The sequence below is a fragment of the Veillonella sp. S13054-11 genome, assembly GCF_002959795.1.
In the GTDB taxonomy this organism is placed as follows: Bacteria; Bacillota; Negativicutes; order Veillonellales; family Veillonellaceae; genus Veillonella; species Veillonella parvula_E.
In genome coordinates this window covers 207700-233933 of record NZ_PPCY01000002.1, presented here as the reverse complement: position 1 = coordinate 233933, position 26234 = coordinate 207700, and the positions used below count along the sequence as shown (strand labels likewise).

The window sequence follows — 26234 nt, the reverse complement described above, 5'->3', positions numbered from 1 at the left end:
AGGCGCTATGGAAGTACATATGAAAAAACGCTGTATTTCAGCGTATGTAGAAAACCAAATCGGTGTACTAGCTAAGATTTCAGGCCTCTTCGCAGGCAAAAATTATAATCTTGATACATTGACTGTAGGGGAAACTGAAGATTCTACCATGTCTCGTATGACGATTGATCTTACTTGTGACGATTTGACATATGAACAAATCATTAAACAGCTTAATCGCAGTGTAGAGGTGATTAAGGTTATCGACTTTACGGACATGCGAATTACGAAAAAAGAATTACTATTTATCAAGGTCAATAGCTGTAAAGAAGCGGATAAACAAGAAATCTTCCGCATTGCCCAAACCTTTGATCTATTAGTTGTGGATTATAATCGTAAATCTGTACTAGTACAATGTGTAAAGACCGTATCTAAAAATAATGACATGATTGCCTTATTTAAAGATATGTTCGTCAATCGTATTGAAGTTGTACGCGGTGGTAGCGTAGCTATCGAAGCATTATCTACACCTGATAGATAAGGTGTGTACTCTAGCACTTTAAAAGCGATTTAGGTCTATTCAAATATATAATACATGTATTTGAATAGACCTATTTTTTGTGGCTTAAAGCGTGTACAACTTAATATGATATAATATGTATATCGAGCATTATTGATATAGAGACCTTGGTTGTATGCCAAAGTCATTTTATATAGGAGGTACTATGAGCTTATTAGATGATATTTTAGCCCATAATCGAGAATATGTAGAAGATCAAAATACAGGTTATGTAGATACAGATACAAAGTGTAGTAAAATGCCTAGTCGTGAAATGGCAATTGTTACATGTATGGATACACGTCTTGTTAACTTCTTAGAAGATTCCATGGATATTGGGCGCGGTGAAGCGAAAATCGTAAAGACTGCAGGTAACTGTATTACAGGTCCCTTTGATGGCGTTGTACGTAGTTTACTTGTTTGTATTTATGAGCTAGGCGTTAACGAAATCTTTATCATTGGTCATCACGAATGTGGTATGGCAAAAACTACGGCAAAAGATCTAACAGAAAAAATGTTGGCTCGTGGTATTGCACCAGAAGCGATTCATATGATCCGTAAAGAAATGGAACGCTGGGCTGATGGCTTTACACATCCTGCTGAAAATGTAGAGGATACAGTAGACGAATTGCGTATGAATCCTTTGATTCCTAAAGATGTGCCTATTCACGGTCTTATCTTCCATCCTAGAACGGGTGAAATCGAAGTCATCGTTAATGGCTATACACAAATGAAACAATATTACGAAAAATAGTAGGTAAATTCTTTAATAGAGGTATTGTGAATTGAGCAATATAGATAGATTAGATACATTTGAGGTAGCGTGTAAACAGCTTCTTACGGATCTTTCAAATTTTAAAAATCTCATTTCCACCCAAGTTCAATCATTAGATGATCAAGAATGGTTATTTGATAAAGGTTCCACTAAGGTCTGTAGTGCTGACGAAAAGGGCTTAAAAAAACGCTGTAAAGTTGGCATAAAATATAGTCTACTAGTTGAGTTATCTCAAATTGATGCAGAAACTATTTGGACGGAATTTAGTCGGTTTTGGGGTGACACTACTTTAAATCAAATTGAAAGAGTATGTAGCAATGAAGAGTTAGGGCGCTATCAATTTATAGCTAATAACTCTATAGGCGATGAGCTTACCTGTGATATATATTTACCCAATGAATGGAACATACCACAATTAAATATGTTGGGATGTATTTCTGCTAGATATAGAAAAGTAGATGTTGAATAAGTATAGAAAAATCTTATTTGACTTAAAGTTAAGTTTAAGTTTTGTAATGTGTTCATATTAGTACTTAATAGATATTTACATAAAGGAACTATATGAATAAAAGTAAATTGTTAAAAACAACTATAGCCATTTTTGTTTTGGCTGTATTAATTATAGGGGGCTATGTATATAAGGATGCCATACAGAGTCGTATAGCTAGAACTGCCGCCGTTGTAAGTGGACAAGAAATTAAGCCACTCCTTGATTCCGAAAGTCGTTATATTCGGCAAATTGTAGCTCAAGATAACAGCACGAGTCGTACTATTATGTGGCAATCAGATAGCAGCGAAGCTGATGCGGTCATAGAGTATCGTCTTGTTGGATCCGATACGACTCAAACGATAAGAGCTACAGACAAAGCTTTTACCGATGATGGCAATACCACCTATATCCATGAGGGTACAGTAACTGGTTTGATGCCTAATACTAAATACGAATATCGCGTTGGTTATGGCAATGATCGTCGCAGTGATTGGTATTCGTTGGAAACTGCTGGCTCCAGTGTATATGATGTTCTTATCTATCCAGATTCTCAATCTGGTGATTATTCTGCGTGGGAGCAGATTGTTAAGGATTCTGCACATCGCAATCCAAGGACAGCCCTGTATATTAGCATGGGTGACCTTGTAGATAATGGGGAACAAGACTATCAATGGCGCACTTGGTTGAATTCCATCAGACCATTGAGTGCTACTGTGCCCTTAGCAACGACCTTAGGCAATCATGAGATGTATACATTAGATTGGAAAATGCGCGAGCCTTATGCGTATTTGAATTACTTTGCAGTACCACCTAATGGGAATGAAACCTTTAATCGTCGTTATTATTCCTATGATTTTGGCGATGTACATTACGTTGTATTAGATACGATGTTATATGAAAGTAATCATGAGGACAATCATGATACGCATCATCCTGATTTGTACGATGTAGAGGTTCAGTGGCTACGTCAAGATTTAGCAGCTAATACGAAGAAATGGACTGTCGTTCTAATGCATCGAGATCCATTCCGATATGCCTTTGATCGACCAGGTGCAAGTCGAGATGTAGGTTTCGATGATGAGGGAGTACTATTTATGCCTATCTTCGATGAGTTTAATGTAGATTTAGTATTATCTGCTCATTTACATACATACCGCAACCGTGGTCATGTACGAAACTTTAATCGAGACCCATCTGGTCCGTTATATATCCTTACAGGGATAGCTGGTGATGCACGACGTCCTAAGTGGAAGCAACATCCTCTAGATGTATATGTAGCACCTCAGCCTGAAACAAATAATTATATGTCTATGACAGTGACACCGAATAAGCTGATTGTAAAATCATTTTTACCTGATGGTACTCAGCTTGACGAATCAGTCATTGAAAAATAAGAAAAAGACGCCTTTTTTGGAAGGTGTCTTTTTTTGTCTATTTTTCTCTAATCAAAGGTTGCAAGAATCTATGAGTAAAATTGATTTACAATACAACAAATAAAAATACAATGGATTTGTATAAATACTTGCTAATTGTGGTGTGTAGTATTATAATACGTGTATAGATTATAAAAATACACAAAATATGTATAAAATATACATACAGTGTATAAAGGAGATAGAGTAATGAACACATTACAAGATTTAATTAAGAAATATGCCTCCCAATATAAAGAACAAGTTGTGGAATGGCGCCGACATATTCATAGCCATCCAGAGTTATCTGGTGAAGAAAAAAATACATCTTTATTTATTCAAAAGGTTCTTGGTGAACTAGGAATCCCTTTTGTAAACGATGTTTCTGATTATGCCGTTATCGGTAAGATAGAAGGTGCTCATACAGGCCCTGTTATTGCATTGCGTGCCGATATGGATGCATTACCCATACATGAAATAACAGGATTGCCCTTTGCTTCACAAAATGAAGGCGTTATGCATGCTTGTGGTCATGATAGCCACATGGCAATCTTGCTTGGTGCAGCAGCGATTTTACAGTCTATTAAAGATCAATTGCACGGCACTGTAAAGCTTGTATTCCAGCCTTCCGAAGAGGAAGCTTTATTCCCAGGAGCACAAGGTATTGTCGATAGTGGTATCCTCGATGATGTAGACGAGATATATGGTCTCCATGTATGGCCTCAACTTCCAGTTGGTGCGGTAGGCCTAAAAAAAGGTAATTTGATGGCTGCATCAGACCACTTCCTTGTACATATTAAGGGCAAATCAACCCATGGTGCGGAGCCTCACAATGGGGTTGATGCTATTGTGGCCGCAGCGAACTGGATTGTAAATGTGGAGTCCATGGTCGCTCGTGAAACTAACCCGATGGAAAATCTTGTATGCACAATTGGAGTGATTAATGGTGGTGACCGATACAATGTGGGCTGTGGCGATGTGTATCTTGAAGGTACTTGTCGTACCTATGAACCAGAGAAACGTGATTATATTGAACGACGATTAGGTGAAAGTTTACAGGCCCTCGATGTGTTGTTTAAAACGGAAAGTACTTTGGATTATAAAAGGGGACATGGTGCAACTATCAATAATCCAGAGGCCATTGATTATGCCACATCCATTGTAGAGAAATATCTTGGTAAAGACGCAGTGGTACATCCTGAGTTCCCATCTATGGCAGCAGAAGACTTCTCCGCCTATCTTCATAAAATCAAAGGTGCGTTCCTTTGGTTAGGCACTGGCTTTGAAGGCAATCCGGCTTTGCATAATGCAGCTTTCACCATCGATGAAAGTATCCTTGAACCAGGTATCACAATGATGGCAGCGTTGGCCGCCGAATATTTACAAGAAAAGTAGTTAAACACATAGTTTGAAATAAGAGGTTATCATGAAAAGTTTACAACATACATCATTTAAAACAATGCTTCAATATACACCAGAGGAAATTAAATACTTCTTGGAGTTAGCAAAAAAATTAAAAGCTGATAAAAAAGCAGGTAAAGAAATCAAAACATTGGTGGGTAAAAACTTTGCATTAATTTTTGAAAAGGATTCCACACGGACACGTTGTGCCTTTGAAGTCGGGGCTGCTGATCAAGGGGCTTTTACAACATATCTTGGTCCTACAGGTTCTCAAATGAATAAGAAAGAATCCTTAAAGGATACGGCTCGTGTTCTTGGCTCCATGTACGATGCCATCGAGTTTAGAGGCTTTGACCAAGAGGATGTAGATACATTGGCGGAATACTCTGGTGTACCAGTTTGGAATGGACTTACCGATATGGATCATCCGACACAAACATTAGCTAATTTCTTAACACTTCAAGAAAATATCGACAAACCGTTGAATGAAATTTCCTTTGCCTATGTTGGACATGGTCAATCAAATATGTGCAATGCTTTGATGAGTGGTGCCGTTAAAATGGGCATGGATTTCAGACTCATTGGTCCTAAACAATACTGGCCAGCTGGTCCGTTCTACGAAGAGTGCTTAAAAGTGGCCAAAGAAACGGGTGCTACTATTACTTGCACAGATGATGTAGCTGAAGGCGTTAAAGGCTTAGATGTTATTTACACTGGTGTGTGGGTAACGATGGGCGATACATATGATATGTGGGAGGAACGTATCAATACCTTTAAACCATTCCAAGTAAATGCAGAAATGATGGCATTAACTGGCAATCCAAATACTAAGTTCTGCCATTGTTTACCTGCGTTCCACAACACAGAAACACAAGTAGGTAAAGATATTTACGAACGGTTTGGCATGGATGGCATTGAGGTAACCGAAGAGGTATTCGAAGGTCCAAACTCATTGGCGTTCCAAGAAGCAGAAAATCGTCTCCACACGATTAAGGCAGTTATGGTTTCTACCTTTGGAAATTATCCATTGAAATAAGTTCATCTTCCTAAATGGTGATGTATGGTATCGTTTGTTTTCTATTTATATTGGATAAAGGGCTATATAAATAGGTGTGAGTCACCAATAGGTGAGAATTGAGGTTTATTATGACACCCCATAGAGTATTTATTGTCGGTCATGAAGGCACAACGGGTCTTAGAATTCATGAACGATTATCCGATCGAAAAGATATAGAACTCTTAGCGACTGCTGATGAGGATCGCAAAAATGTAGAGGCCATTAAAGTGGTTGCAAAAAAGGCAGACATCGTATTTCTTTGCTTACCTGATGCGGCATCTAAAGATATTATGGCGGTTATCGGTGACTTGCCGTGCAAGGTAATCGATACATCTACTGCTTTTAGAACTGATTCTGATTGGGCCTATGGTTTCCCAGAGCTTGGTACTAATTATAAGACAGCTATTGCTACTAAAAAACATATTGCAAATCCTGGCTGCCATGCGAGTGGTATGATAGCTTGTATAGCGCCTCTTGTAAAAGCAGGGCTCGTGCCAGCGGATTATCCTTTCACCATTACATCCTTAACAGGCTATAGCGGTGGTGGTAAGAAGATGATTGGTCAATATGAAAGCAGTCCTAAGGACTATTTCCTTTATGCGCCTCGTCAATATGGGCTTGGTCAAGAACATAAACATTTACCCGAAGTACAACATGTATGCGGCCTTAGTGAAGCTCCAATTTTTATGCCAATTGTTGATGATTACTACTCTGGAATGGAGGTTACCGTAGGTATTCATAGTCGTTTATGTCATAAACCTGTTTGTATTGATAAGGTACAACAAACGTTAGAATACTTTTACAAAGATAGTACAATCGTTACGGTTGCACCATTTACTGAAAATAGTAATAGCGGTATGTTAAACGCTAATCAATTGAGCAATACGGACAGTATGAAAATCTATGTCACTGGTAACGATGAACGCATCATGGTTCACGCCATTTTCGATAATTTAGGTAAAGGTGCATCGGGTGCCGCCGTTCAATGTATGAATATTGCATTGGGTTTACCAGAGGATACTGGTTTAGTATTAGGTTAGAGAGGAATCTATGAAGAATGTAACAAATGCAATGCGGGCGCATATCTTAACGGCGGCCGTTCCATATATAAAACAATACACAGATCAGTACGTTGTCGTTAAATACGGTGGCAATGCCATGGTGGATGAAGAGTTAAAGAAATCTGTTATGAAGGATTTACTATTACTTCAATTAGTGGGGGTCAAAGTAGTCCTTGTTCATGGCGGTGGCCCAGCTATTAATAGTACTTTAGAGGCGATGCAAATTAAATCACATTTTGCTAATGGTCTACGAGTTACCGATGAAGCAACAATGGATGTTGTACAAATGGTGCTAGCCGGCAAGGTGAATAAAGGGCTCGTGGCGGATTTAACGGATCTTGGTGGCAAAGCTGTTGGCCTTTGTGGCGTAGATGGCAACATGATTCAAGTTCATAAACAAAACGAAGAACTTGGTTACGTAGGTTATATTGATACCATTGATACGAGTATTATCCATGACGTAATTAGCCGTGGCTATATTCCAGTTATTTCTTCTATCGGCATGGGAGCCGATGGCAAGACATATAATATTAATGCGGATACGGTAGCCGCGAAAATTGCGGGCGCTCTCAAGGCGGAAACAATGGTGGCTATGACCAATATTGATGGTGTACTGCGAGATGTGCATGATCCAGATTCTTTAATTTCTAAAATTACGATGGCCGAGGCCGCTCAGTTAAAAGCGGATGGTGTCATTGCAGGCGGTATGATTCCAAAGGTAGATTGCTGCTTAGAGGCCATAGAAGCTGGGGCACAAAAGGTATTTATCATCAATGGTGAAATTCCACATGCCATTCTTATCGAGTTATTAACCGATGAAGGCCTTGGCACAATGTTTGTTGCTTAATATAGTAAACATAATACTGGTAATCATCTATTGGGTATCTTTTACATAGATAGACGACGGCATGACCGTACATTTGGAGGATATAATGAGTAATGCAATCGATTTCGAACAACAAGATAAAGAATATATAGCCAATACGTATGGTCGGTTCAACGTATGCTTTCAAAAAGGGAAGGGTTCTCTCTTGTGGGATGTAGAGGGTAAAGAATACATTGACCTTGGCTCTGGTATTGGTGTAACGGCTTTTGGTGTTGACGATGATGAGTGGACTGACGCTGTTACTAAGCAGTCTCATGCGTTGAATCATATTTCTAATTTATACTATTCTTTGCCACAGATTGAACTAGCGAAACAGCTCTGCGCGAAAACGGGAATGAAAAAGGTGTTTTTCTCTAACTCTGGTGCGGAGTCTAACGAATGTGCTATTAAGGCAGCTCGTAAATATAGCCATGATAAATACGGCGAAGGGCGTCATATAATTGTTACCTTAGTCAATAGTTTCCACGGTCGTACTATTACCACCTTGTCTGCGACAGGACAAGATGTATTCCATCAACATTTCTTCCCATTTACGGAAGGCTTTATTCATACCCTAGCCAATGATATTGATGCGGCTTTGAAAGTCCTTGCTAATCCAGCTGTTTGTGCCATAATGATGGAACCTATCCAAGGTGAAGGTGGGGTTATGCCCTTAGATAAAGAGTTTGTCCAAGCGGTAACAAAATATGCGCATGAACACGATCAACTGGTACTCATCGATGAGGTACAAACTGGTAATGGTCGGACTGGCAGCTTATATGCATACCAACAATTTGGCATCGAACCAGATGTGGTATCTACTGCAAAAGGCTTGGCGGGAGGTCTACCAATGGGGGCTACTTTGTTCAATGAAAAGATGCAGTACGTTTTAAATGCTGGTGCCCACGCTACTACCTTTGGGGGAAATCCAATCTGCGCGGCTGCAGGGAACACTATTATTAGTCGGTTAACTCCTGAATTTCTCGATTCTGTAAAAGTAAAAGGGGAATACGTAAAATCTACCTTAACTGGTAAACCTGGTGTCATTGGTGTTAGTGGTATGGGGCTCATGCTCGGTATTGAGACTACAGTAGATGCAAAAGCTGTCATTGCAAAATGTTTAGAAAAGGGTGTAGTATGCTTATCTGCTAAAAATAAGGTACGACTTTTACCAGCCCTTAATATTCCACAAGAACAATTAGAAAAGGCGATACGTATTTTGGCTGAAGTGATTGAAGAATTAGCTGCAAAATAAGAATTCGTCTAGCTTTCATAAATATCGTTTACTATAGTTATGTAACATTGAACTATGGAAATAAACCGATGATTATATAGACTTTAGTCCGTATTCGTGTTACCCTAGAAGAAACAGTCTATATTGGAGGAGTAAATATGAATACAGAATCCTTACGTAATGAAGTATTGGTTCCGGCGGTAGCAAAAACGTTGGACATTGCTGCAAAAGCAAAACCTACAAAAGAAGAAATTATCACAACGGCGAAAATCACCGCTGCTGTGACAGTTGCAACAGCTGTTGTATCCTTAGCGGTACAAGCAGTATTGCGCAACCGATAAGAAACTGAGAAAACGACATGGCGCTGCCTGTCGTTTTCTTTTACATTTATCCTGTTATTCCCCTAAATAAGGGGCTTTTCTTGGTGCAAGTAGGTTGTGTATTAATAAATTCGTAGACTGTATAATCGTTATATATTAGCGATGCATATTGATATGCAATTGATATACTGATATTAGAGGAGGCGATACGATGCATAGTCGCGATTTAATAGAGCAATATAAAGGCTACGTTCAAGATTGGCGTAGATATTTTCATAAACATCCAGAGCTCAGCAATGAAGAGTTTGAAACGACAAATACACTCGCTAAAGAATTAGGATCGATGGGCGTAGAGGTTCATGTAGACACAGAACGTGGTATAGGCTTAATCGGTATTATCCATGGTGCTAAGCCTGGAAAGGCTATCGCATTGCGCGCCGACATCGATGCACTGCCTGTTCATGAACATAATACAGTGGACTATAAATCTGAAGTAGAGGGTAAAATGCATGCTTGCGGTCATGATGGACATATGGCTATTTTATTAGGTGCGGCTAAGATGCTAATGTCTATGAAAGACCGTATTGAAGGCGATGTGTATTTAGCATTCCAACCTGCTGAAGAAACTGGCGCAGGGGCTCCGGATTTCATCAAGTTTGGTGACTGGTATGATAAGGTGGACGCTATCTTTGGTGGTCATGTGTGGATTGATTTGCCTGCCGGTCTCGTATCTGTTGAGGAAGGCCCTCGTATGGCTGCGAGTAGCCAGATTACTATTAACGTAAAAGGAAAACAAGGTCATGGTGCACAGCCACACCAAGCGGTCGATGCTATCGTGGTGGCTAGTGCCATCGTTATGAATTTGCAAACCGTAGTGTCTCGTAATGTTAGCGCGTTAGACTCTCTTGTACTAACTATTGGGAATATTCATTCTGGCTCTGAATGGAATGTTATCCCTGGTGAAGCTAAAATGGGGGGGACCATTCGATTCTTTGATCCGGGTCAAGAAGAGTATTATGTTGAATCCATACGCCGCGTAGTAGAACATACGGCTGAAGCCTATGGCGCGACTGCTACATTAGAATATGTAAAAAAAGTACCACCTACTATTAATGATCCTGAATCCAGTGAACTAGCAGAACGTGTTGTTATTGATACATTAGGTAAAGACAAGCTTTCTAAGATGCGTAAAGTAATGCCTGGAGAAGATTTTGCATGGTATTTACAAGATAAACCAGGATGCTTTGCTTTTATTGGTATTCAAAACCCTGAAGTAGAAGCTACATACGATCATCATAATAATAGATTTAATATGGATGATACCGTATTATCTGCAGCATCTGCGGTGTATGCGGAATATGCTATTGCTTGGTTACAAGAAAATAAATAAATTTTAATCCGATAAACCTCTTTACATTTTTCGTAAAGGGGTTTATTATATTCCAATATTAAATCATATGTAATTAAAATGGTTTCCTGCAATGATGCAAGTTTTGGCGCAATGCGGATAAAAAGGGCCTTTCTTCGCCGGACGGTTCTAGAAGCCAGAAAGGATGTAATGAACGATCAAGTTTCTATTTCAACAGCAAATATTCGTGGTGCTTTTGGGGCATTTTTTATCCCCGGCATGTACACAGCTTTATGGGCTGGTTTTGTGCCATATTTAAAAGCAAAGCTTAGTATTGGTGAAGATGTATTAGGTTCCATGATTTTGTTGCTCGGTGTAGGTTCTTGTTTATCCATGGCTATAGCAGGTAAGCTTGTAGAAAGCTTTGGGTGTAAGAGAGTCGTTTTGTTAGCTAGCTTTATTGGTATGGTATCTCTTGCCATCGTTACTATGTGTCCTACTATTGCTACAACAACAGTAGCCCTGTTCTTTTTTGGTATTGGTGTAGGCCTTAGTGGTGCTTCTGCTAATTTACAAGCTATCCTAACAGAAAAGGTGAGCAAAAAACATTTAATGGGCGCCTATCACGGTGGCTGGAGCTTAGGTGGTTTTGCTGGTGCCGGTGTTTTGCTCGTGCTTTTAAAAATCTTATCGCTGCCTGTTAATCAAAGTATTTGGGGACTTCTCATCGTACTATTTATTGCGATGGTTGTAGTTAGCCAATTTATGTTGACCTTTGGTAGTGATCCAAATGCAAAGGTTACTAAAAAATCTAAAAGCCCATTGTCCTTTCATCCAATCGCTCTTATTTTTGGTTTATTGTCCTTTGTTTCTTACTTGGTAGAAGGTGCTGTAGGGGATTGGAGTGCATTATATTTATTTGAAGATAAAGGGATTCTTATCGAAGAGGCTGTCATGGGTGTAATGCTCTTTAATGGTACTATGTGTATAGGCCGTTTGCTTGGTAATAGATTAGGTAAACACTTAACATCAAAGCAAGTTGTTGTTGGTGGCTACTTACTTGGCTCTATTGCGATGGGGCTTATCGTGTTCTTGCCAGGTCATGCATCCATGTATACTTACTTATTATTGGGTATTTCATTAGCTATGATAGTACCAAACCTATTCTCTGCAATGGGGGAACAAAATGTCATTCCTATGACACAAGCGGTCGCAACATCCACAATGCTCGGTTATATGGGTATTTTGATGGGACCTGCCTTAATTGGTTTCATTGCGCACGGTACAAGTCTTACAGTAGCATTTATCGTATTGACTACATTGCTTGTTGTAAGTGCAGGTATTGGTAAATACGCATACCATTTAATGAGTAAAGACTGTGGTCTTAGTGAAGAACAAATTTAATAGCCTATAATTAAGGAGCTACGATTTTCGTATCGTAGCTCCTTTTTCATATTTTTATATTTTATGTATTTCTCGCATTAAAAAGCCACAGGTCTAGAACCTGTGGCTTTTAGAACTATCATTATATATTGATTAGATTAGCGATCGCCATTGAAGATGGAGTTTTTAACAAGCACATAGTCTACTTTGCGAATGGCTTGTAGAGTCGTACCGCCAGCGTAAGAAATAGCGGATTGTAAATCTTGTTCCATTTCAGTTAATGTATCGAAGATAGAACCTTTGGAATCGATGAAGATTTTTTTACCTTCTACGTTTTTGCGTTCCCCTTTTTGGAACTCAGAAGCAGAACCAAAGTATTCTTTTACAGCTTTACCGTCAACGATTTTTTCTTCCCCTGGAGATTCTTCATGACCAGCAAATAGGGAGCCAATCATAACCATGGTAGCACCAAAGCGAATGGATTTTGCGATGTCGCCATGGTCACGAATACCGCCGTCAGCGATGATAGGTTTAGTAGCTGCTTTTGCGCACCAGCGAACAGCAGCCAATTGCCAGCCACCAGTACCAAAGCCGGTTTTCAATTTTGTGATACATACTTTACCAGGACCGATGCCTACTTTAGTCGCATCAGCACCAGCATTTTCTAGTTCACGAACTGCTTCTGGAGTGCCTACATTACCAGCGATAATGAAGGTTTCAGGTAAGTTCTTTTTTATGTATTGGATCATTTCGATGACCGCATTGGAATGACCATGTGCAATATCAATAGTGATATATTCTGGGGTTAAGTTTGCTTTCTTAAATTCATCAACTAAAGCAAATTCTTCAGCTTTTACGCCGATAGAAATAGAAGAATATAGGTTAAGGTCGTGCATACGTTTTACAAAGTCCATACGACGTTCTGGTTGAAAACGATGCATGATATAGAAATACCCTTCACGAGCTAATTTTTCAGCCAACTCTTCGTCGATAATAGTTTGCATATTAGCAGGTACTACTGGCAAGCGGAATGTGCGTTTACCTAATTTTACATGTGTATCACATTCGCTACGACTGGAGACAATACATTTGTTAGGAATCAATTGCACGTCTTCATAATCAAAGATGTTAGTTGTATTAATCATAGTTTCTATATCTCCTTCGAGTATTACATATTGAACCTGTACCATTATACAAGAGACTCATAAAATTTTCAATACGTTCCGAATATTTTGTTTGGTGTAAGGGATAAACTGTAGTACAATACAAGTAGATTGTATAAATAATATATTCATTTATAGATATATGGTAAAAGGAGGTTGATTAATGTGGAACAGTCTAAAACCCGTATGCTTGCTGAAGCTGGCGTAGCAATTGCCATTGCTCAAGTGTTGTCATTTATTACGATTTTTCATATGCCACAGGGGGGCTCTATTAAGGCGGCAGCTTTGGTACCACTCATGATTTACGCATATCGTTGGGGCGGAACACGAGGTATCTTCGTAGGTGTTGTATATGGTATATTACACTTTATTTTAGGCTTTAAATCATCTGTTCATTATTTAAGTATTGTATTAGACTACTTGGTTGCTTACGGTGCTATTGGCGTTTGTGGTTACTTTAAAGATTCTCTTTCTGGACTTATCACTGGATCCATCGTAGGTATTGTATTGCGTTGGGGGGCATCTGTTACGAGCGGTGCTGTGGTCTTTGCTAGCTATGCTCCGCAAGGGCAGAATCCTTGGGTTTATTCTATGATTTATAATGCATCCTATATGGTGCCAGATGGCCTTTTAAATATTGCAGTTTTACTATTCATTTACCAAGGTGTTAAACGAGGTTTACAACGTCGTGGATAAATTAGGTTTAATTATTTTGGCTGGAGGACTCAGCACTAGAATGGGGCAACCTAAAGCTTTGTTGCCTTGGATTAATGGTGAAAGTCTTATATCTCATGCCCTTCGTAAGGGCTTAGATGCAGATATTCAAGATATTCTTATCTCCATCGGTGATGACGAGCAATTAGGACTTGCTATACAGACTCATATTATAGATACATTATCGAACGATGAGAAAAATAAGGTTTCTATTGTTCGGGATTCTGTTGGGCGATGCGGACCTTTAGGTGGGCTGTATAGCACTCTAGCGGTTGCTACTAGTTCTGCTTATGCAGTAATGGCAGTAGATATGCCATTCATGGAAATGGATTTGTATTATGATTGGCTCTATCAAGTAGATCATAATGATTGGAATGCCATTGTCCCATATAGTGAAAGTGGTAAGTCTGAGCCGATGGCCGGTATTTATAGGCCATATATTGCGTCCTTAATTCAATCTATTCTTGTTGGCGAAAATGTATCGTTGCATCATGCCCTCGATGTTATTGGTCATGTAGAATCTATTGATGCTACTGATTTTAGTTGGGAGCTAAGCAATATTAATCGATTTGAAGACTATCAATGGGCGCGAGCTTTAGCGGAAAATGAATTCCGCCGTGTACCTTTAATTAGTGTGGTCGCATCGAAACGTAAAACAGGTAAGACAACTGTTGTAACGCGTCTTGTGTCTGAGTTACAAAAAATCGGTTTATCTGTTGGTGTTGTCAAAAGCGATAAACATGGCTTTCAGATGGATCATGAGGGAACAGACACAGATCTTGCTTATAAAGCTGGGGCTGATGCGGTTGCTATTGCAGGGCCTACTGAAACAGCGATTCGCATACGTACAAAAGAACAATCAAACCTGTATGAAATATCACAGTTTATGCCTGTAGATATAGTTATACTAGAAACGAGATCCCAAGGGATTGCCCCAATTATAGAGGTTACTCAAGAGGGATATACGGAAGAGCTAATCTCGGATCCGATGGACCGAGTGGCGACGATAGAAATTGGCAAATTGAATCAAGACGTACCTGAATTGGTACGCCACATACAGGAAATGATGAGGAGTTTAAATGGCCGTCGTTACTGTTGAGAAGGCTCTCCAATTATGGGATGAAGCCTTACAAACGCAAGTTCATAAAGTTGAAACAATAGATGTTAAGGCTGCGAAGGGGTACGTGTTAGCAGAGGACATTATTGCACCGACAGACGTACCTGCATTCCCAAAATCTGCTATGGATGGTTATGCCATCGCCTACGAAGAAGGTCGTAATGAATATATCGTTGACGGTATTATTGGTGCTGGTGTTGTATGGGAACATCCCGTAGACGTTGGTCATGCGGTGCGTATTATGACTGGTGCACCGGTACCAGACACATGTGATACTGTCATCATGCAAGAACAAGTGGTTGGCACTGGTGAACCACAAACTACAATTACGATTCAAGGCAAATATCATTGTGGTGATCATATTATTCCACAAGGTGAGGAGTGTGTTGCCGGCACCATTGTGATTCCACGTGGTACAGAGGTAACATCTACAGTACAAACCATTTTGACGGGACTCGGTATTATTGAGATATCTGTTAATGCCATGCCTCGCGTGTTAGTTCTTACCTCTGGTCACGAGGTTATTGAACCTGGTGAAAGTTTAACACCTGGTAAAATTTATAACTCTAATCGAGCTATGATTTGTGGGCTCTTGGAAGATTTAGGGTTTCACAAGATAACACACTATCATGTAAGTGATGCTCCGGAGGAGCTAGATTCTGAAATCAATCATGTTTTGAAACTTAGTGAAGAAGCAGATATTATTATCAGTTCTGGTGGTGTATCGGTAGGCCTTTTTGATACGATGCCTCTTATTTATGAAAAACTAGGGGCAAAATCTATCTATGCCCGTATTCAAATGCGACCGGGGGCAGCATCTTATGGTGCGGTTACCCCAAAAGGTCAGATTATCTTTGGTTTGTCCGGTAATCCAGGGGCTGCCTTTAATGGGTGGCATTTAATCGTAGCACCTACCTTGAAGCGTTATAAAGGGTTGGCTAATTGGACGACTCCAGTGGTGGCTTGTGTAATGGATACAGAAATCTTCAAACGTAATGCCTTTGATCGTTATGTACAAGGGAAAGTTATATTTGGGGGTGGAGCGCCACGTTTTGTGGCTAATCGTCACTTTAATAGTAGTAGTATGTTAGGCCTATATACTGTGAATGCGTTGGCATGTATTCCACGAGGGATTCATGAAGTACATCCTGGTGATACATTTAATGTGTATCTATTAGACTTGCTGCCTGCAGTTTAGACCCTTTTGATTTTTAGATTCTTACTTTAAGGCGTTAGATTTTTTAGAGTTATAGAGTTTTAGAGTTATAGAGTTTTAGAGTTATAGATATAAATATAAATATACTAGTTAAAAAACTATAATATTTATAGCTAATCATAATGTAAAAAGACGAGGTTTCTTAGGAGGCCTCGTCTTTGCGTTTATTCAAAACATTTCGTTTATCCAAAATAATTTTAATTTTGTTACCAAATATACTGAAATTAAATCTCAATTAAATTATAATAAAATTAAGGGAAGAATATTTTTTTAGTTATATCAATTGGTTTTGATAAAATTGTTTTAATCTACTTTTTATTTACTTTTACTATTATATAGCTATATAAGGAGTGATTTCTATGAGTAAGACTTTCACAAAAAATATCCCAGTAAACGAAATTTTACATCTAGGCGAACACCTGGAGTATAAAGAGGGGCAAGTGATTAGTATTACAATTGCTCAAAATGAGCGACTCAGCATTACATTATTTGCGCTGCCTAAAGGCGAAGAAATCTCTACGCATGTAACGGTAGGCGATGCGATTGTGCAAATCCTCGATGGTGAGGCGCACATCGTTGTTGGTGATACGGAGCACAATGTGAAGGCTGGTGAAACTTTGATTATGCCATCGGAAGTACCTCATAGCCTAGATGCAAGAGAAAGCTTTAAGATGCTGTTGACCGTAGTTAAATAAATATATCATAATAAATGCATCCCTTATATCAATAAGGGGTGCATTTTATATGTATTCTTTACAAGCCAGAGCTACACCTAAAGAGCATCACGATGAAATTGTGAAATCTTTGGTATCTAATATTAATGAATTAGAACAAAGTGGATTATTTGAAAGTATTCAAGTATATAAATGGAATTTAGTACAAGTGTATAATTCCAAACAATGTACCGAACCAGTTGGCACTATTGTAGAGAACGTGTTATTTGGTACTTGGACACAGGATGAAACTGATTTGTTAAATGTAGGTAAAGCACAAGAACTGGCGTTAAGAGCGAAATTACCTTAGGGAGCAAAAGTGTAATGGACTATTTTGACTATTCATATAAACATAAATATATAGAGTTTAGCAGTAACATATATAGGGTTAATACATATCATTACAACTGGCATGCAGAAACAGAGATTTTTATCTTGTTAAAAGGTAGTGTTGAGATGAGTTGCAATGGTGAGGTGTTTACGTTGAAACCTCTTGATGTCGTGATTATCTCTCCTCAAGTAGGGCATGCAACATTAGCCCTCGAAGAGGATGCTATAGCCTTTGTTATTCATGTAGGTAACGAGTTCTATCAACAGTATGATCCGGATTTTGGATCGTACCAATTTGTTTTGCGTTCAGATGATAGTACGCGTCATAACGAATTCTTTACAACCTTACGCCATCATGCTGCTATGACGATGTTGTTGATGACTAAAGGTGAAAGCCCAGTACATCGAATGTGGATAGAACATCATTACTTAGCTTTGGCCGGTGATGTATTTAGAGAGTTTGATCCGATTAAAAAGGTTCACGAAAATGCTAGACCTGGCGATATAAAACCAGCATCTTTTGATAAAATGATCGTCTATATTGATGAGCATTATGAACAGAAAATAGAGTTAGAAGATATTGCTAAAATTGGAGGCTATAATATTGCCTATACATCGCAGTTTTTTAAACGGCAAATGGGGATTTCATTTGTTGAGTATGTATTGAGGTTAAGAATCCGTGACGCTACTGTTCGCTTAGCTAGTACGGATGAGGCTGTCGCAAGAATTGCAAGTGATTGTGGATTTGCAGATGTGAAAGCCTTTAATGTGGCTTTTAAAAAACACTTTAATATGACCCCCACAGAATATCGTAAGCAAGTCAAAAGCATTGGGCGTAAAACCGTCTTACAAGATTGGAAAGAAATTATTTCTGTAGACAATCAAGATGTTCTTGATGTATTGCATTCATTCTTGTCGTATGAAGATGATTCCCGAGCTAAGAGCGAATTGGAATTTATGAGCAAAAAATTGGAATCTTTGAAAGAAAAGTTAGCAGATGTAGTAAAGGATTTATAAAGGTATTTTGTTATATCTCTATTGCAACTAGATTCTTATAGTAACTAATTCTTATAGTAGCTATATTCTTGTGATAAGAGTTTGGTAAGCAAATTATTTTGATAAATTTATGACACATATAGAAAGATTAGAATTGGGTAAATTTCTATATCAAGAAACCCTATAAAGTTATTGAAAAAGCACTACTGCTGATAAGTAGTGCTTTTTTATATGTATTTTCCGGGTGAATTTATATATTGTTATAGTCCCAAAATACAATAAATCGAGAGAAATCTATCTTTTTTCGTTGATTTTAATATAAAAATTACCTTTTAATTTGGATAGTTATATTCACTAAACTGAGTAGAATATATCTCATCAGGAGTAAAAAAATTAGTAAGTTATAATTTTGGAGGATATATGAATCAAGTAAAATTTATGGAAAACGTAGGTAAAGTTGCAACTGTTACTGCTGTAGCTATGTATGTATCTTATTTCCCACAAATCATGCATAACCTTGCACACCCAGGTACTGGTGATTGGATTCAACCACTTGTAGCTGCAATCAACTGTACATTATGGGTAGCGTATGGTTTGTTTAAAGAACATAGAGATATTCCAGTAGCATTAGCCAATGCACCAGGTATCTTCTTTGGTTTAGCAGCGGCTATTACAGCGGTTATGTAATTTTAAGAATAGATATATAATGCTATAGAAGCATAAAACTATAATTTATTAATATATAAAATAAGATTACTGTTGACCGTTATTAATTATATATATCATAATGAATGCATCCCTTTGATTAATAAGGGGTGCATTTTTTATGTAAATAATTGAGAGGTATTTATTTGATTTTATGAGGGGGGTTACGTTGTTATGGACTACTTTCACTATACCTATAAACACAATCATATAGATTTCAATAGTGATATATATAAGGTTAGTACATATCATTACAACTGGCACAGTGGCGTTGAAGTCTTGATCTTGTTAAAGGGCAGAATCGACATGAGTTGTAATAGTGAGGTTTTTACAATGGAACCTCTTGATACCATTATTATTTCCCCTCAAGTAGGTCATGCTACGTTGGCCTTAGAGGAGGATACAACAGCTCTTGTTATTCATGTAAGTAAGGAGTTTTTCCAATACTTTGATCCTAACTTCGGCATGTACCAATTTGTATTGCGCTCAGATAAAACTAATAGGGATAATGAATTCTTTACGTCCTTACGTTATCTTGCGGCACAAATGATGTTGTTAATGGTGAATAGTGAAAGTCCTGATCGTCAATTATGGTTGGAGAGTCACTTTTTAGCCATGACGAGTGATATATATCGTGAAATTGATGCGGTTAAGACTATCCCTATACATACAAAGCCTGCTGATATGACTGTAGCTACCTTTGATAAAATGATTGCCTATATTGATGAAAACTATAAGCAGAAGATAGAGTTAGAAGATATTGCTAAAATAGGCGGTTATAATGTGAACTATACATCTCAATTTTTTAAACGCCAATTAGGGGTTTCCTTTTTAGAGTATTTGTTACGGTTGAGATTACGAGAGGCTACAGTTCGTTTAGCTAACTCTGAAGATGGAGTAGCACATATTGCGAGTAGTTGTGGCTTTGCAGATATTAAAGCCTTTAATGTGGCCTTCAAGAAACATTTCCATACAACACCATCTGAATATAGAAAGCAAGCAAAAGAGATGGGGCGTAAGACAAAATTACATGATTGGAAGGAAATTATTTCTACTCAGGAAGAAGATATTATAGACATTTTACAAACTTACTTACCCTATCAAGATGTCTCTATCGATAAGAATAGATTAGATGAGGCTAATCAAAAGTTACAGGATGTTAGAGACCAACTTGAGATGGTTGTAAAAAGATTACAATCATAATTTTCATTCTTATAATAACTTGTAATTAGCTATAATTTCATGATTTTGAAAATTAAATTAGGTGGATATACAATTATTAGGTATAGGTGATTTTGTATATTTGTTAATCCTATTAAAATATATGGTGAAAGAGCACTACGTTCTGATGGTAGTGCTCTTTTTTTTATAATCATATAGGTGAAATTGTATATTTTTAATGGGTTAAAAGAAAATAATTAAGGAAATTTTGTATGTGTTTGACAGACTTTCACCAATAAAAATCAACTTGTAAATTGGATAGTTATATACTGAAAAAAGAGTAGAATAGAATCATCGAAAGGAGCTAAGGTTCCGAAACAGAAATAATCACGTCTTAAATATTGAAGTCTTTTTGGAGGTTTGCGATGAGTACGAAGGAACAACAAGTACAAGAAATGACAAATAAGATAGCTAATTTCATTTCTTATATGGCAAAGGTATTGCCTGATGATGTACAAGAAAAAATTCATGAATTGGCACAGGATGAAAAAAATCCTATGGCCAAATCTATTTATGAAACAATGCAACATAATATGGATTTAGCAGCTCAGCTTAATCGTCCTTCTTGTCAAGATACTGGTGTATTACAATTTTGGGTAAAGGTTGGATCTAATTATCCCTTACTAGGAGAATTAGAAGATATTCTAAGAGAAGCAACTTATAAGGCTACACAAGAGGCTCCATTACGATTGAACTGTGTAGAAACTTTTGATGAGTTTAATACTGGTAAAAATATTGGCCTCACTGCACCTTATATTCACTGGGATATCATTCCTGGTTGCGATGATGTAGAAATCTTCCCTTATATGGCTGGTGGCGGGTGTTCCTTGCCAGGGTCAGGTAAAACATTGATGCCAGGCGAAGGCTATGAAGGTGTTGCTAAGTTTGTTCTTGATTTGATGACAAGTTATGGATTGAATGCGTGTCCTCCACTATTGGTAGGTGTAGGGATTGCTACAACTATTGATACCGCTGCTGGATTATCTAAAAAAGCATTAATGCGCCCTGTATCTTCAAAAGCACCTAATGAAAAAGCGGCTTATATGGAACAATTGTTAGAAGATGGAATTAATAAGATTGGTATTGGACCTCAAGGTATGGGTGGGGATAAAACTGTTTTAGGTGTGAATATTGAACATGGTACACGTCATCCATCTGTTATTTCTTGTGCTGTTAGTGTAGGTTGTTGGAATCATCGTCGCGGCGATCTCGTATTTGACAAGGATGGTAATTGCACAGTTAAATCTCATAAAGGAGTGACATTATAATGGCTAAGAAAATATTAACTACACCTATTCAACAATCTGATTTAGCAGGCATTAAGCCAGGCGATATGATTTATTTGACTGGGCATATTACAACCTGTCGTGATATGGGGCATCGTCGTGTGGTAGAAGAAGGTAAAACGTTACCGGTTGATGTTAAAGATGGGGCTATACTTCATGCAGGTCCAATTATTCGTACTATAAGCGATAATGAATTTGAAGTTGTATCTGTAGGACCTACTACATCTATGAGGATGGAAAAATACGAATATGAATTTGTTAAAAAGACAGGTGTACGTCTCATTGTAGGTAAAGGTGGCATGGGTCCTGAAACAGCACGTGCCTGCAAAGATTTTGGTGCACTACACTGTGTGTTCCCTGCAGGTAATGCGGTTCTTGCTGCTACAGAAGTCGAAAAAGTAGAATCTGCTAATTGGCGTGAATTAGGTATGTGTGAGACTTTGTGGACTTTTAAGGTTAAAGAATTTGGTCCGCTTATCGTATCCATTGATGCAGACGGTAATAACTACTTTGAAGAAAAGAAAATAGAATATAATAAGAAAAAAGATGAAATATTAGACGAAATATATAAACACGTAGGTTTCATCAAATAATAAGATAAGAATAGCGATTTCTTTATATTATGAATAACTTCATAACTTCATAACTTGTAAATATATCTATATGAGAAATAATTATTAATAATATTGTTTTGTGATTTACAGCGTATCTTCATATAGATATACTATAAGAGTATGACTACCATGAAAGGAATTCTCATGGATTATAGTATTGCTATTACACTGGGATTTCTTGTATTTGCAATCGTAATGTTTGCATTGGAGAAAATTCCATTGTCTATTACGGCTATGATTGTGGCCGTTGGATTACATCTTTCTGGTGTATTAACTGCAGCGGAAGCTTTTAAAGGTTTCGTTGACTCTAATGTTATTTTGTTTATTGCTATGTTTATTATCGGCGCTGCTTTCTTTGAAACAGGTGTAGCTGTTGATGTTGGTAACGTTGTTAATAAATTTGCTAAAAATGAAACTATCCTTATTATTGCTATTATGATGCTTACAGGTATTATGTCTGGCTTCTTATCTAATACAGGTACTGCAGCGGTTATGATTCCTGTTGTTATTGGTATTTGCAAAAAGGGTGGTTTTAACCAAACTAAATTCTTAATGCCAATCGTATTTGCCGCTGCTATGGGGGGGAATATTTCTATGATTGGCTCTCCTGGTAATATGATTGCAAATTCTAATTTGCAAGAAGCCGGCCTTGGATCCTTTAGTTTCTTTGCTTATGGTGAAGTAGGTTTACCTATGCTTATCGTAGGTACTTTATTCTATGCATTCATTGGTAAAAGATTCTTACCTGAGGTTCCAACGCGTGAACCTGATCCAAACTATCAAAAAAATGCTGATTTTAGTCATGTTCCAGTTTGGAAAAAATGGGTAGCTGGTTTGGTATTGGTGTTGACTATCGCTGCTATGATTTTTGAAAAACAAATTGGCGTATCCTTAGCGGTTAGTGCTTGGGTAGGTGCACTTGTTATCGTAGCGACAGGAGTTATTACCGAAAACGAAGCAGTTAAGTCTATTGATATGAAGACAATTCTACTATTTGTAGGTTCCTTAGCTCTTGGTACAGCAATGGTAAAATCTGGGGCAGGTGCATATATTGCAAATCTTATTGTTGATGCTTTGGGGGATACACCTAATCCATTGGCATTATTAGCGGTACTTTTCTTCCTATCTGTATTTATGACAAACTTTATGTCCAATACAGCAGATGTTGCATTGCTAGCTCCAATCGGATTGTCTTTAGCATCTCAATTAGGTTTTGATCCTAAGGCGATTCTTGTTGCAATCGTAATTTCTAGCTCTCTTGCGTATGGTACACCTATAGGGATGCCTGCGAATACTATGGTATATAATGTAGCTGGTTATAGTTTTAAGGACTATGTGAAAGCCGGCGTACCGTTGATTGTAGTATCTGCAATTGTATCTTTAGTATTGTTACCGATTTTGTTCCCGTTTAACCCATAATTATATTAAGGTTAGTCATACAAGGGGCTGTAACAGGATGTGGTTGTACCACATTCTAGTTGCAGTCCCTTTATAATATAAAAAATACCAAGAAAATTAAGTTTGTAACATCCTAGGTTTTCTTGGTATTTTTTGTTTTTAGACGCACCTAGGGTTGTTTTGTTACAGCCCCTTATTTCTTATTTGGAGAAAATATTTTGGTAATAAGTTAATATAATATAGAGATAGGCAAGAATTGATTAGACATATGGTCTACTTTCATATATAATAGATTACTGTAGTTGCACAAATATACACCTACAGTAGACAGTTAATATTAAATATTGAATATTAGAGAGTAAGGTTATAGTTGTTATATAGTTTATAGATGGCCTTAGTGCCGAGGAGGCTTTATGTTAAGCGATATTGAGATTGCCCAACAGAATAGAATGGAAAAGATTCAGGTTATTGCCAATAAATGTGCTTTAACACCTGATGACATTGAACAATATGGTCATTATAAAGCTAAAATTTCTTTTGATGCTATTCGTCGTTTAGAATCTAAGCCAGATGGTAAGTTAGTGCTAGTCACAGCGATTACGCCAACACCAGCCGGGGAAGGTAAGTCTACAACGAGCATTGGTCTCGTACAGGGGCTACAAAAAATCGGTAAAAATGCAATTGCTACATTACGTGAGCCATCCTTAGGACCTGTTTTTGGGATTAAAGGTGGTGCAGCAGGTGGTGGTTATGCTCAAGTTGTACCTATGGATGACATCAATCTTCACTTTACAGGTGATATGCATGCTATTACAGCGGCTAACAATTTATTATCCGCTATGATCGATAACCATATCCATCAAGGAAATGAATTGCAAATCGATTTGCGTCAACTATCTTGGACACGTGTTTTAGATATGAATGATCGTGCTCTTCGCAATGTGACAGTTGCACTTGGTGGCAAAGTATGTGGATTCCCTCGGGAAGATCATTTTATGATTACCGTTGCTTCTGAAATCATGGCTATTCTTTGCTTAGCTAAGGATTTAGAAGATTTGAAAGAACGTTTTGGTCGCATCGTTATCGGTTGTAACTTAGCAGGTGATCCTGTTTATGTTCATCAACTTGGTTGCCAAGGGGCAATGGCGCTTCTCATGAAAGATGCTATCAAGCCAAATCTCGTACAAACATTGGAACATACACCAGCTATTGTTCACGGTGGTCCCTTTGCAAATATCGCTCATGGTTGTAACTCCATTGTAGCTACAAAACTAGGACTTAAGCTTGGTGATATCGTAGTTACGGAAGCGGGCTTTGGCGCTGACTTGGGTGCTGAAAAGTTCCTTGATATTAAATGCCGATACGGCGATATTTTCCCTGATGCAATCGTTATCGTAGCTACATTACGAGCTCTTAAAATGCATGGTGGTGTACCAAAACAAGAGTTGAATACAGAAAATGTTGAAGCCGTAACTAAAGGTTTCAGCAACTTACAAAAAGCAATTGAAAACATGCGTTATTTCAATGTGCCTGTATTAGTGGCAATCAATAAATTTGCTAGCGATACAGATGCAGAAATTGCTGAGTTGACTCGCCTATGTGATGAGTTTGGCGTGCCTGTAGAGCTTAATGAATGTTGGGAAAAGGGCGGCGAAGGCGGCACTGATATGGCAAAAAAAGTCGTAGAGTTACTTGAAGGTCCTAAGCCAACACCTAAATTCGTATATGATTTGGAAGATAGTTTAGAGGATAAAGTTAATAAAATCGTTAAAACTATTTATGGTGGCGATGGAGTTATCTTTACGGACAAAGCTAAAAAGCAAATTAAACAATTAGCAGATTGGGGTCTTGATCGTTTGCCTGTATGTATGGCGAAAACGCAATATTCCTTATCTGATAATCCAACATTATTAGGGGCTCCAACAGGATTCACTATTACTGTATCCGATATTCGTGTTGCCAATGGGGCAGGCTTTATTGTATGTCGTACAGGTGATGTAATGGTAATGCCAGGCCTTCCTAAACGTCCTGCTGCTCTTAATATGGATATTGAAGCAGACGGCACAATTAAAGGCTTATTTTAATAGATATTGTTTATAGTAGAACGTTTCTTAACTGGAGATTTATAATGTCTGCTATAATTAGTTATATTTTTATTGTGTTTAATATTTGTAGATTTTTATAGTAATTACAAAGCGATAACAAGACATATCTTGTTATCGCTTTTACATGAGGCCTTGTTATGAAATTAGTGGAACAACGAGTGATAGATTTTGTGGCTGCTACTGCATCTAAAGAGCCAACGCCAGGTGGTGGTGCTATTGCGGCATTGACTGCCGCGACGGGAGCGGCTTTAGCAGAAATGGTGGCAAACCTTACATTTGGTAAAAAAGGCTATGAAGCGGTTCAGACTGAAATGGAAGTGCTTCAAGCTAAAGCAGAAGAGATTCGCAATCGTATGCTCGAATTATCTCAAGCTGATGCAGATGTATTTAATATCTTTATGAACGCCTTAGGATTGCCAAAGAATACAGATGAAGAAAAGGCTGCGCGTACAGCTGCTATTCAACAAGCTTACAAAGATGCGGCTATGGTACCTTTTGAAATTGGAGAATTAGCGAATCAAATATTTGATTTAGCAGAACTAGCCTCTCGTAAGGGTAATCAAAATCTTATTACAGATGGTATTATTGCTGCTATTAATGCTCGTGCTGCGGTGAAATCGGCCTTTTTGAATGTGCGTATTAATTTATCTGGCATTAAAGATGAAAGTTTTGTAGCAGAACTAATATCTAAGATGTATGCCATTGAAAAAGATCTTGATGATAAAGAGTCGGCTATCATAGGGTTATATAAATGATAAAACATTATAATATA

General features: G+C 37.9%; 26 protein-coding genes. 25 read left to right on the top strand and 1 reads right to left on the bottom strand.

Annotation, left to right across the window (positions count from 1 at the left end; all coding sequences use genetic code 11):
* The first annotated feature begins 7 nt into the window (after nt 1-7).
* The 12 genes from ilvN (at nt 8) to VPHSUH08_RS03065 (ending at nt 11905) form a co-directional block, all read left to right on the top strand.
* Nucleotides 8-520: an acetolactate synthase small subunit gene (gene ilvN / locus VPHSUH08_RS03120; RefSeq protein ID WP_004698541.1), complete on the top strand. Its 513-nt coding sequence runs from the start codon at nt 8-10 to the stop codon at nt 518-520.
* Nucleotides 521-704: 184 nt separating this feature from the next.
* Nucleotides 705-1292 carry a carbonic anhydrase gene (locus VPHSUH08_RS03115; protein ID WP_105086700.1) on the top strand — a complete coding sequence of 196 codons (588 nt, stop codon included), beginning with the start codon at nt 705-707 and terminating at the stop codon, nt 1290-1292.
* Between the two features lie 31 nt (nt 1293-1323).
* Complete coding sequence (locus tag VPHSUH08_RS03110; RefSeq protein WP_105086699.1) at nt 1324-1782, top strand: hypothetical protein; 459 nt, start codon at nt 1324-1326, stop codon at nt 1780-1782.
* A gap of 92 nt (nt 1783-1874) precedes the next feature.
* On the top strand, nt 1875-3197 hold the full coding sequence (locus VPHSUH08_RS03105) for a fibronectin type III domain-containing protein (protein ID WP_105086698.1): 1323 nt from the start codon (nt 1875-1877) through the stop codon (nt 3195-3197).
* A 228-nt stretch (nt 3198-3425) separates the two neighbouring features.
* Nucleotides 3426-4610: a M20 family metallopeptidase gene (locus tag VPHSUH08_RS03100; protein WP_105086697.1), complete on the top strand. Its 1185-nt coding sequence runs from the start codon at nt 3426-3428 to the stop codon at nt 4608-4610.
* 31 nt (nt 4611-4641) lie between these two features.
* Nucleotides 4642-5652, top strand: coding sequence for an ornithine carbamoyltransferase (argF, locus tag VPHSUH08_RS03095; RefSeq protein WP_105086696.1), 1011 nt, complete (start codon nt 4642-4644; stop codon nt 5650-5652).
* Between the two features lie 110 nt (nt 5653-5762).
* A complete protein-coding gene (argC, locus tag VPHSUH08_RS03090; RefSeq protein ID WP_101928821.1) occupies nt 5763-6713 on the top strand; it encodes an N-acetyl-gamma-glutamyl-phosphate reductase in 951 nt (316 codons plus the stop codon).
* 10 nt (nt 6714-6723) lie between these two features.
* Nucleotides 6724-7581: an acetylglutamate kinase gene (gene argB, locus VPHSUH08_RS03085; protein ID WP_105086695.1), complete on the top strand. Its 858-nt coding sequence runs from the start codon at nt 6724-6726 to the stop codon at nt 7579-7581.
* A gap of 85 nt (nt 7582-7666) precedes the next feature.
* The gene (locus VPHSUH08_RS03080; RefSeq protein WP_105086694.1) at nt 7667-8854 is read left to right on the top strand and encodes an aspartate aminotransferase family protein; all 1188 of its coding nucleotides are present in this window, start codon (nt 7667-7669) and stop codon (nt 8852-8854) included.
* A gap of 137 nt (nt 8855-8991) precedes the next feature.
* Nucleotides 8992-9174 (top strand): hypothetical protein, encoded by a 183-nt coding sequence (locus VPHSUH08_RS03075; RefSeq protein ID WP_004696604.1) that lies wholly within the window; start codon nt 8992-8994, stop codon nt 9172-9174.
* Nucleotides 9175-9364: 190 nt separating this feature from the next.
* A complete protein-coding gene (locus tag VPHSUH08_RS03070) occupies nt 9365-10543 on the top strand; it encodes a M20 family metallopeptidase (protein WP_105086693.1) in 1179 nt (392 codons plus the stop codon).
* Between the two features lie 168 nt (nt 10544-10711).
* On the top strand, nt 10712-11905 hold the full coding sequence (locus tag VPHSUH08_RS03065) for an MFS transporter (RefSeq protein WP_105086692.1): 1194 nt from the start codon (nt 10712-10714) through the stop codon (nt 11903-11905).
* A gap of 137 nt (nt 11906-12042) precedes the next feature.
* Here the strand turns inward: VPHSUH08_RS03065 and VPHSUH08_RS03060 are convergent, their stop codons facing one another.
* The gene (locus tag VPHSUH08_RS03060) at nt 12043-13029 is read right to left on the bottom strand and encodes a GMP reductase (RefSeq protein WP_004696596.1); all 987 of its coding nucleotides are present in this window, start codon (nt 13027-13029) and stop codon (nt 12043-12045) included.
* 183 nt (nt 13030-13212) lie between these two features.
* Between VPHSUH08_RS03060 and thiT the strand changes: the two genes are divergently transcribed.
* The 13 genes from thiT to VPHSUH08_RS02995 all read left to right on the top strand — a co-directional run bounded on the left by thiT (nt 13213) and on the right by VPHSUH08_RS02995 (nt 26217).
* Nucleotides 13213-13743, top strand: a complete 531-nt coding sequence (gene thiT, locus VPHSUH08_RS03055) for an energy-coupled thiamine transporter ThiT (RefSeq protein ID WP_105086691.1) — start codon at nt 13213-13215, stop codon at nt 13741-13743.
* Nucleotides 13736-14860: a molybdopterin-guanine dinucleotide biosynthesis protein B gene (gene mobB / locus VPHSUH08_RS03050; RefSeq protein ID WP_105086690.1), complete on the top strand. Its 1125-nt coding sequence runs from the start codon at nt 13736-13738 to the stop codon at nt 14858-14860. The genes thiT and mobB overlap by 8 nt, the downstream gene beginning before the upstream one ends.
* A complete protein-coding gene (locus VPHSUH08_RS03045) occupies nt 14841-16076 on the top strand; it encodes a molybdopterin molybdotransferase MoeA (RefSeq protein ID WP_105086689.1) in 1236 nt (411 codons plus the stop codon). Before mobB ends, VPHSUH08_RS03045 begins: the two co-directional genes overlap by 20 nt.
* A 377-nt stretch (nt 16077-16453) precedes the next feature.
* Entirely contained in the window at nt 16454-16789 is a 336-nt protein-coding gene (locus VPHSUH08_RS03040) for a cupin domain-containing protein (RefSeq protein ID WP_021148395.1), read from the top strand.
* Between the two features lie 4 nt (nt 16790-16793).
* Nucleotides 16794-17117: a zeta toxin family protein gene (locus VPHSUH08_RS03035; RefSeq protein WP_314051296.1), complete on the top strand. Its 324-nt coding sequence runs from the start codon at nt 16794-16796 to the stop codon at nt 17115-17117.
* A 14-nt stretch (nt 17118-17131) separates the two neighbouring features.
* Nucleotides 17132-18154, top strand: coding sequence for an AraC family transcriptional regulator (locus VPHSUH08_RS03030; protein WP_101928829.1), 1023 nt, complete (start codon nt 17132-17134; stop codon nt 18152-18154).
* A gap of 399 nt (nt 18155-18553) precedes the next feature.
* The gene (locus tag VPHSUH08_RS03025) at nt 18554-18820 is read left to right on the top strand and encodes a SemiSWEET family transporter (RefSeq protein WP_004698672.1); all 267 of its coding nucleotides are present in this window, start codon (nt 18554-18556) and stop codon (nt 18818-18820) included.
* Between the two features lie 192 nt (nt 18821-19012).
* Nucleotides 19013-20041 (top strand): AraC family transcriptional regulator, encoded by a 1029-nt coding sequence (locus VPHSUH08_RS03020; RefSeq protein ID WP_038150581.1) that lies wholly within the window; start codon nt 19013-19015, stop codon nt 20039-20041.
* A gap of 383 nt (nt 20042-20424) precedes the next feature.
* Complete coding sequence (ttdA, locus tag VPHSUH08_RS03015; RefSeq protein ID WP_012864637.1) at nt 20425-21327, top strand: L(+)-tartrate dehydratase subunit alpha; 903 nt, start codon at nt 20425-20427, stop codon at nt 21325-21327.
* Nucleotides 21327-21938, top strand: a complete 612-nt coding sequence (gene ttdB, locus VPHSUH08_RS03010; RefSeq protein ID WP_105086688.1) for a L(+)-tartrate dehydratase subunit beta — start codon at nt 21327-21329, stop codon at nt 21936-21938. The genes ttdA and ttdB overlap by 1 nt, the downstream gene beginning before the upstream one ends.
* 165 nt (nt 21939-22103) lie before the next feature.
* Nucleotides 22104-23378, top strand: coding sequence for an SLC13 family permease (locus tag VPHSUH08_RS03005; RefSeq protein ID WP_077708600.1), 1275 nt, complete (start codon nt 22104-22106; stop codon nt 23376-23378).
* 392 nt (nt 23379-23770) lie between these two features.
* Complete coding sequence (locus tag VPHSUH08_RS03000; protein ID WP_105086687.1) at nt 23771-25441, top strand: formate--tetrahydrofolate ligase; 1671 nt, start codon at nt 23771-23773, stop codon at nt 25439-25441.
* A 158-nt stretch (nt 25442-25599) separates the two neighbouring features.
* The gene (locus tag VPHSUH08_RS02995) at nt 25600-26217 is read left to right on the top strand and encodes a cyclodeaminase/cyclohydrolase family protein (RefSeq protein ID WP_105086686.1); all 618 of its coding nucleotides are present in this window, start codon (nt 25600-25602) and stop codon (nt 26215-26217) included.
* Nucleotides 26218-26234: the final 17 nt, after the last annotated feature.

Excerpts from the sequence above, each read along its gene's own strand:
- VPHSUH08_RS03070 (WP_105086693.1), top strand. The coding sequence starts at position 9,365 with ATGCATAGTCGCGATTTAATAGAGCAATATAAAGGCTACGTTCAAGAT.
- argC (WP_101928821.1), top strand. The coding sequence starts at position 5,763 with ATGACACCCCATAGAGTATTTATTGTCGGTCATGAAGGCACAACGGGT.
- VPHSUH08_RS03030 (WP_101928829.1), top strand. The coding sequence starts at position 17,132 with ATGGACTATTTTGACTATTCATATAAACATAAATATATAGAGTTTAGC.
- VPHSUH08_RS03080 (WP_105086694.1), top strand. The coding sequence starts at position 7,667 with ATGAGTAATGCAATCGATTTCGAACAACAAGATAAAGAATATATAGCC.
- argB (WP_105086695.1), top strand. The coding sequence starts at position 6,724 with ATGAAGAATGTAACAAATGCAATGCGGGCGCATATCTTAACGGCGGCC.
- ttdB (WP_105086688.1), top strand. The coding sequence starts at position 21,327 with ATGGCTAAGAAAATATTAACTACACCTATTCAACAATCTGATTTAGCA.
- VPHSUH08_RS03020 (WP_038150581.1), top strand. The coding sequence starts at position 19,013 with ATGGACTACTTTCACTATACCTATAAACACAATCATATAGATTTCAAT.
- VPHSUH08_RS02995 (WP_105086686.1), top strand. The coding sequence starts at position 25,600 with ATGAAATTAGTGGAACAACGAGTGATAGATTTTGTGGCTGCTACTGCA.
- VPHSUH08_RS03105 (WP_105086698.1), top strand. The coding sequence starts at position 1,875 with ATGAATAAAAGTAAATTGTTAAAAACAACTATAGCCATTTTTGTTTTG.
- VPHSUH08_RS03075 (WP_004696604.1), top strand. The coding sequence starts at position 8,992 with ATGAATACAGAATCCTTACGTAATGAAGTATTGGTTCCGGCGGTAGCA.
- VPHSUH08_RS03060 (WP_004696596.1), bottom strand. The coding sequence starts at position 13,029 with ATGATTAATACAACTAACATCTTTGATTATGAAGACGTGCAATTGATT.
- ilvN (WP_004698541.1), top strand. The coding sequence starts at position 8 with ATGGAAGTACATATGAAAAAACGCTGTATTTCAGCGTATGTAGAAAAC.
- argF (WP_105086696.1), top strand. The coding sequence starts at position 4,642 with ATGAAAAGTTTACAACATACATCATTTAAAACAATGCTTCAATATACA.
- ttdA (WP_012864637.1), top strand. The coding sequence starts at position 20,425 with ATGAGTACGAAGGAACAACAAGTACAAGAAATGACAAATAAGATAGCT.
- VPHSUH08_RS03100 (WP_105086697.1), top strand. The coding sequence starts at position 3,426 with ATGAACACATTACAAGATTTAATTAAGAAATATGCCTCCCAATATAAA.
- VPHSUH08_RS03115 (WP_105086700.1), top strand. The coding sequence starts at position 705 with ATGAGCTTATTAGATGATATTTTAGCCCATAATCGAGAATATGTAGAA.
- VPHSUH08_RS03065 (WP_105086692.1), top strand. The coding sequence starts at position 10,712 with ATGAACGATCAAGTTTCTATTTCAACAGCAAATATTCGTGGTGCTTTT.
- VPHSUH08_RS03025 (WP_004698672.1), top strand. The coding sequence starts at position 18,554 with ATGAATCAAGTAAAATTTATGGAAAACGTAGGTAAAGTTGCAACTGTT.
- VPHSUH08_RS03005 (WP_077708600.1), top strand. The coding sequence starts at position 22,104 with ATGGATTATAGTATTGCTATTACACTGGGATTTCTTGTATTTGCAATC.
- VPHSUH08_RS03045 (WP_105086689.1), top strand. The coding sequence starts at position 14,841 with ATGGCCGTCGTTACTGTTGAGAAGGCTCTCCAATTATGGGATGAAGCC.
- VPHSUH08_RS03000 (WP_105086687.1), top strand. The coding sequence starts at position 23,771 with ATGTTAAGCGATATTGAGATTGCCCAACAGAATAGAATGGAAAAGATT.
- VPHSUH08_RS03040 (WP_021148395.1), top strand. The coding sequence starts at position 16,454 with ATGAGTAAGACTTTCACAAAAAATATCCCAGTAAACGAAATTTTACAT.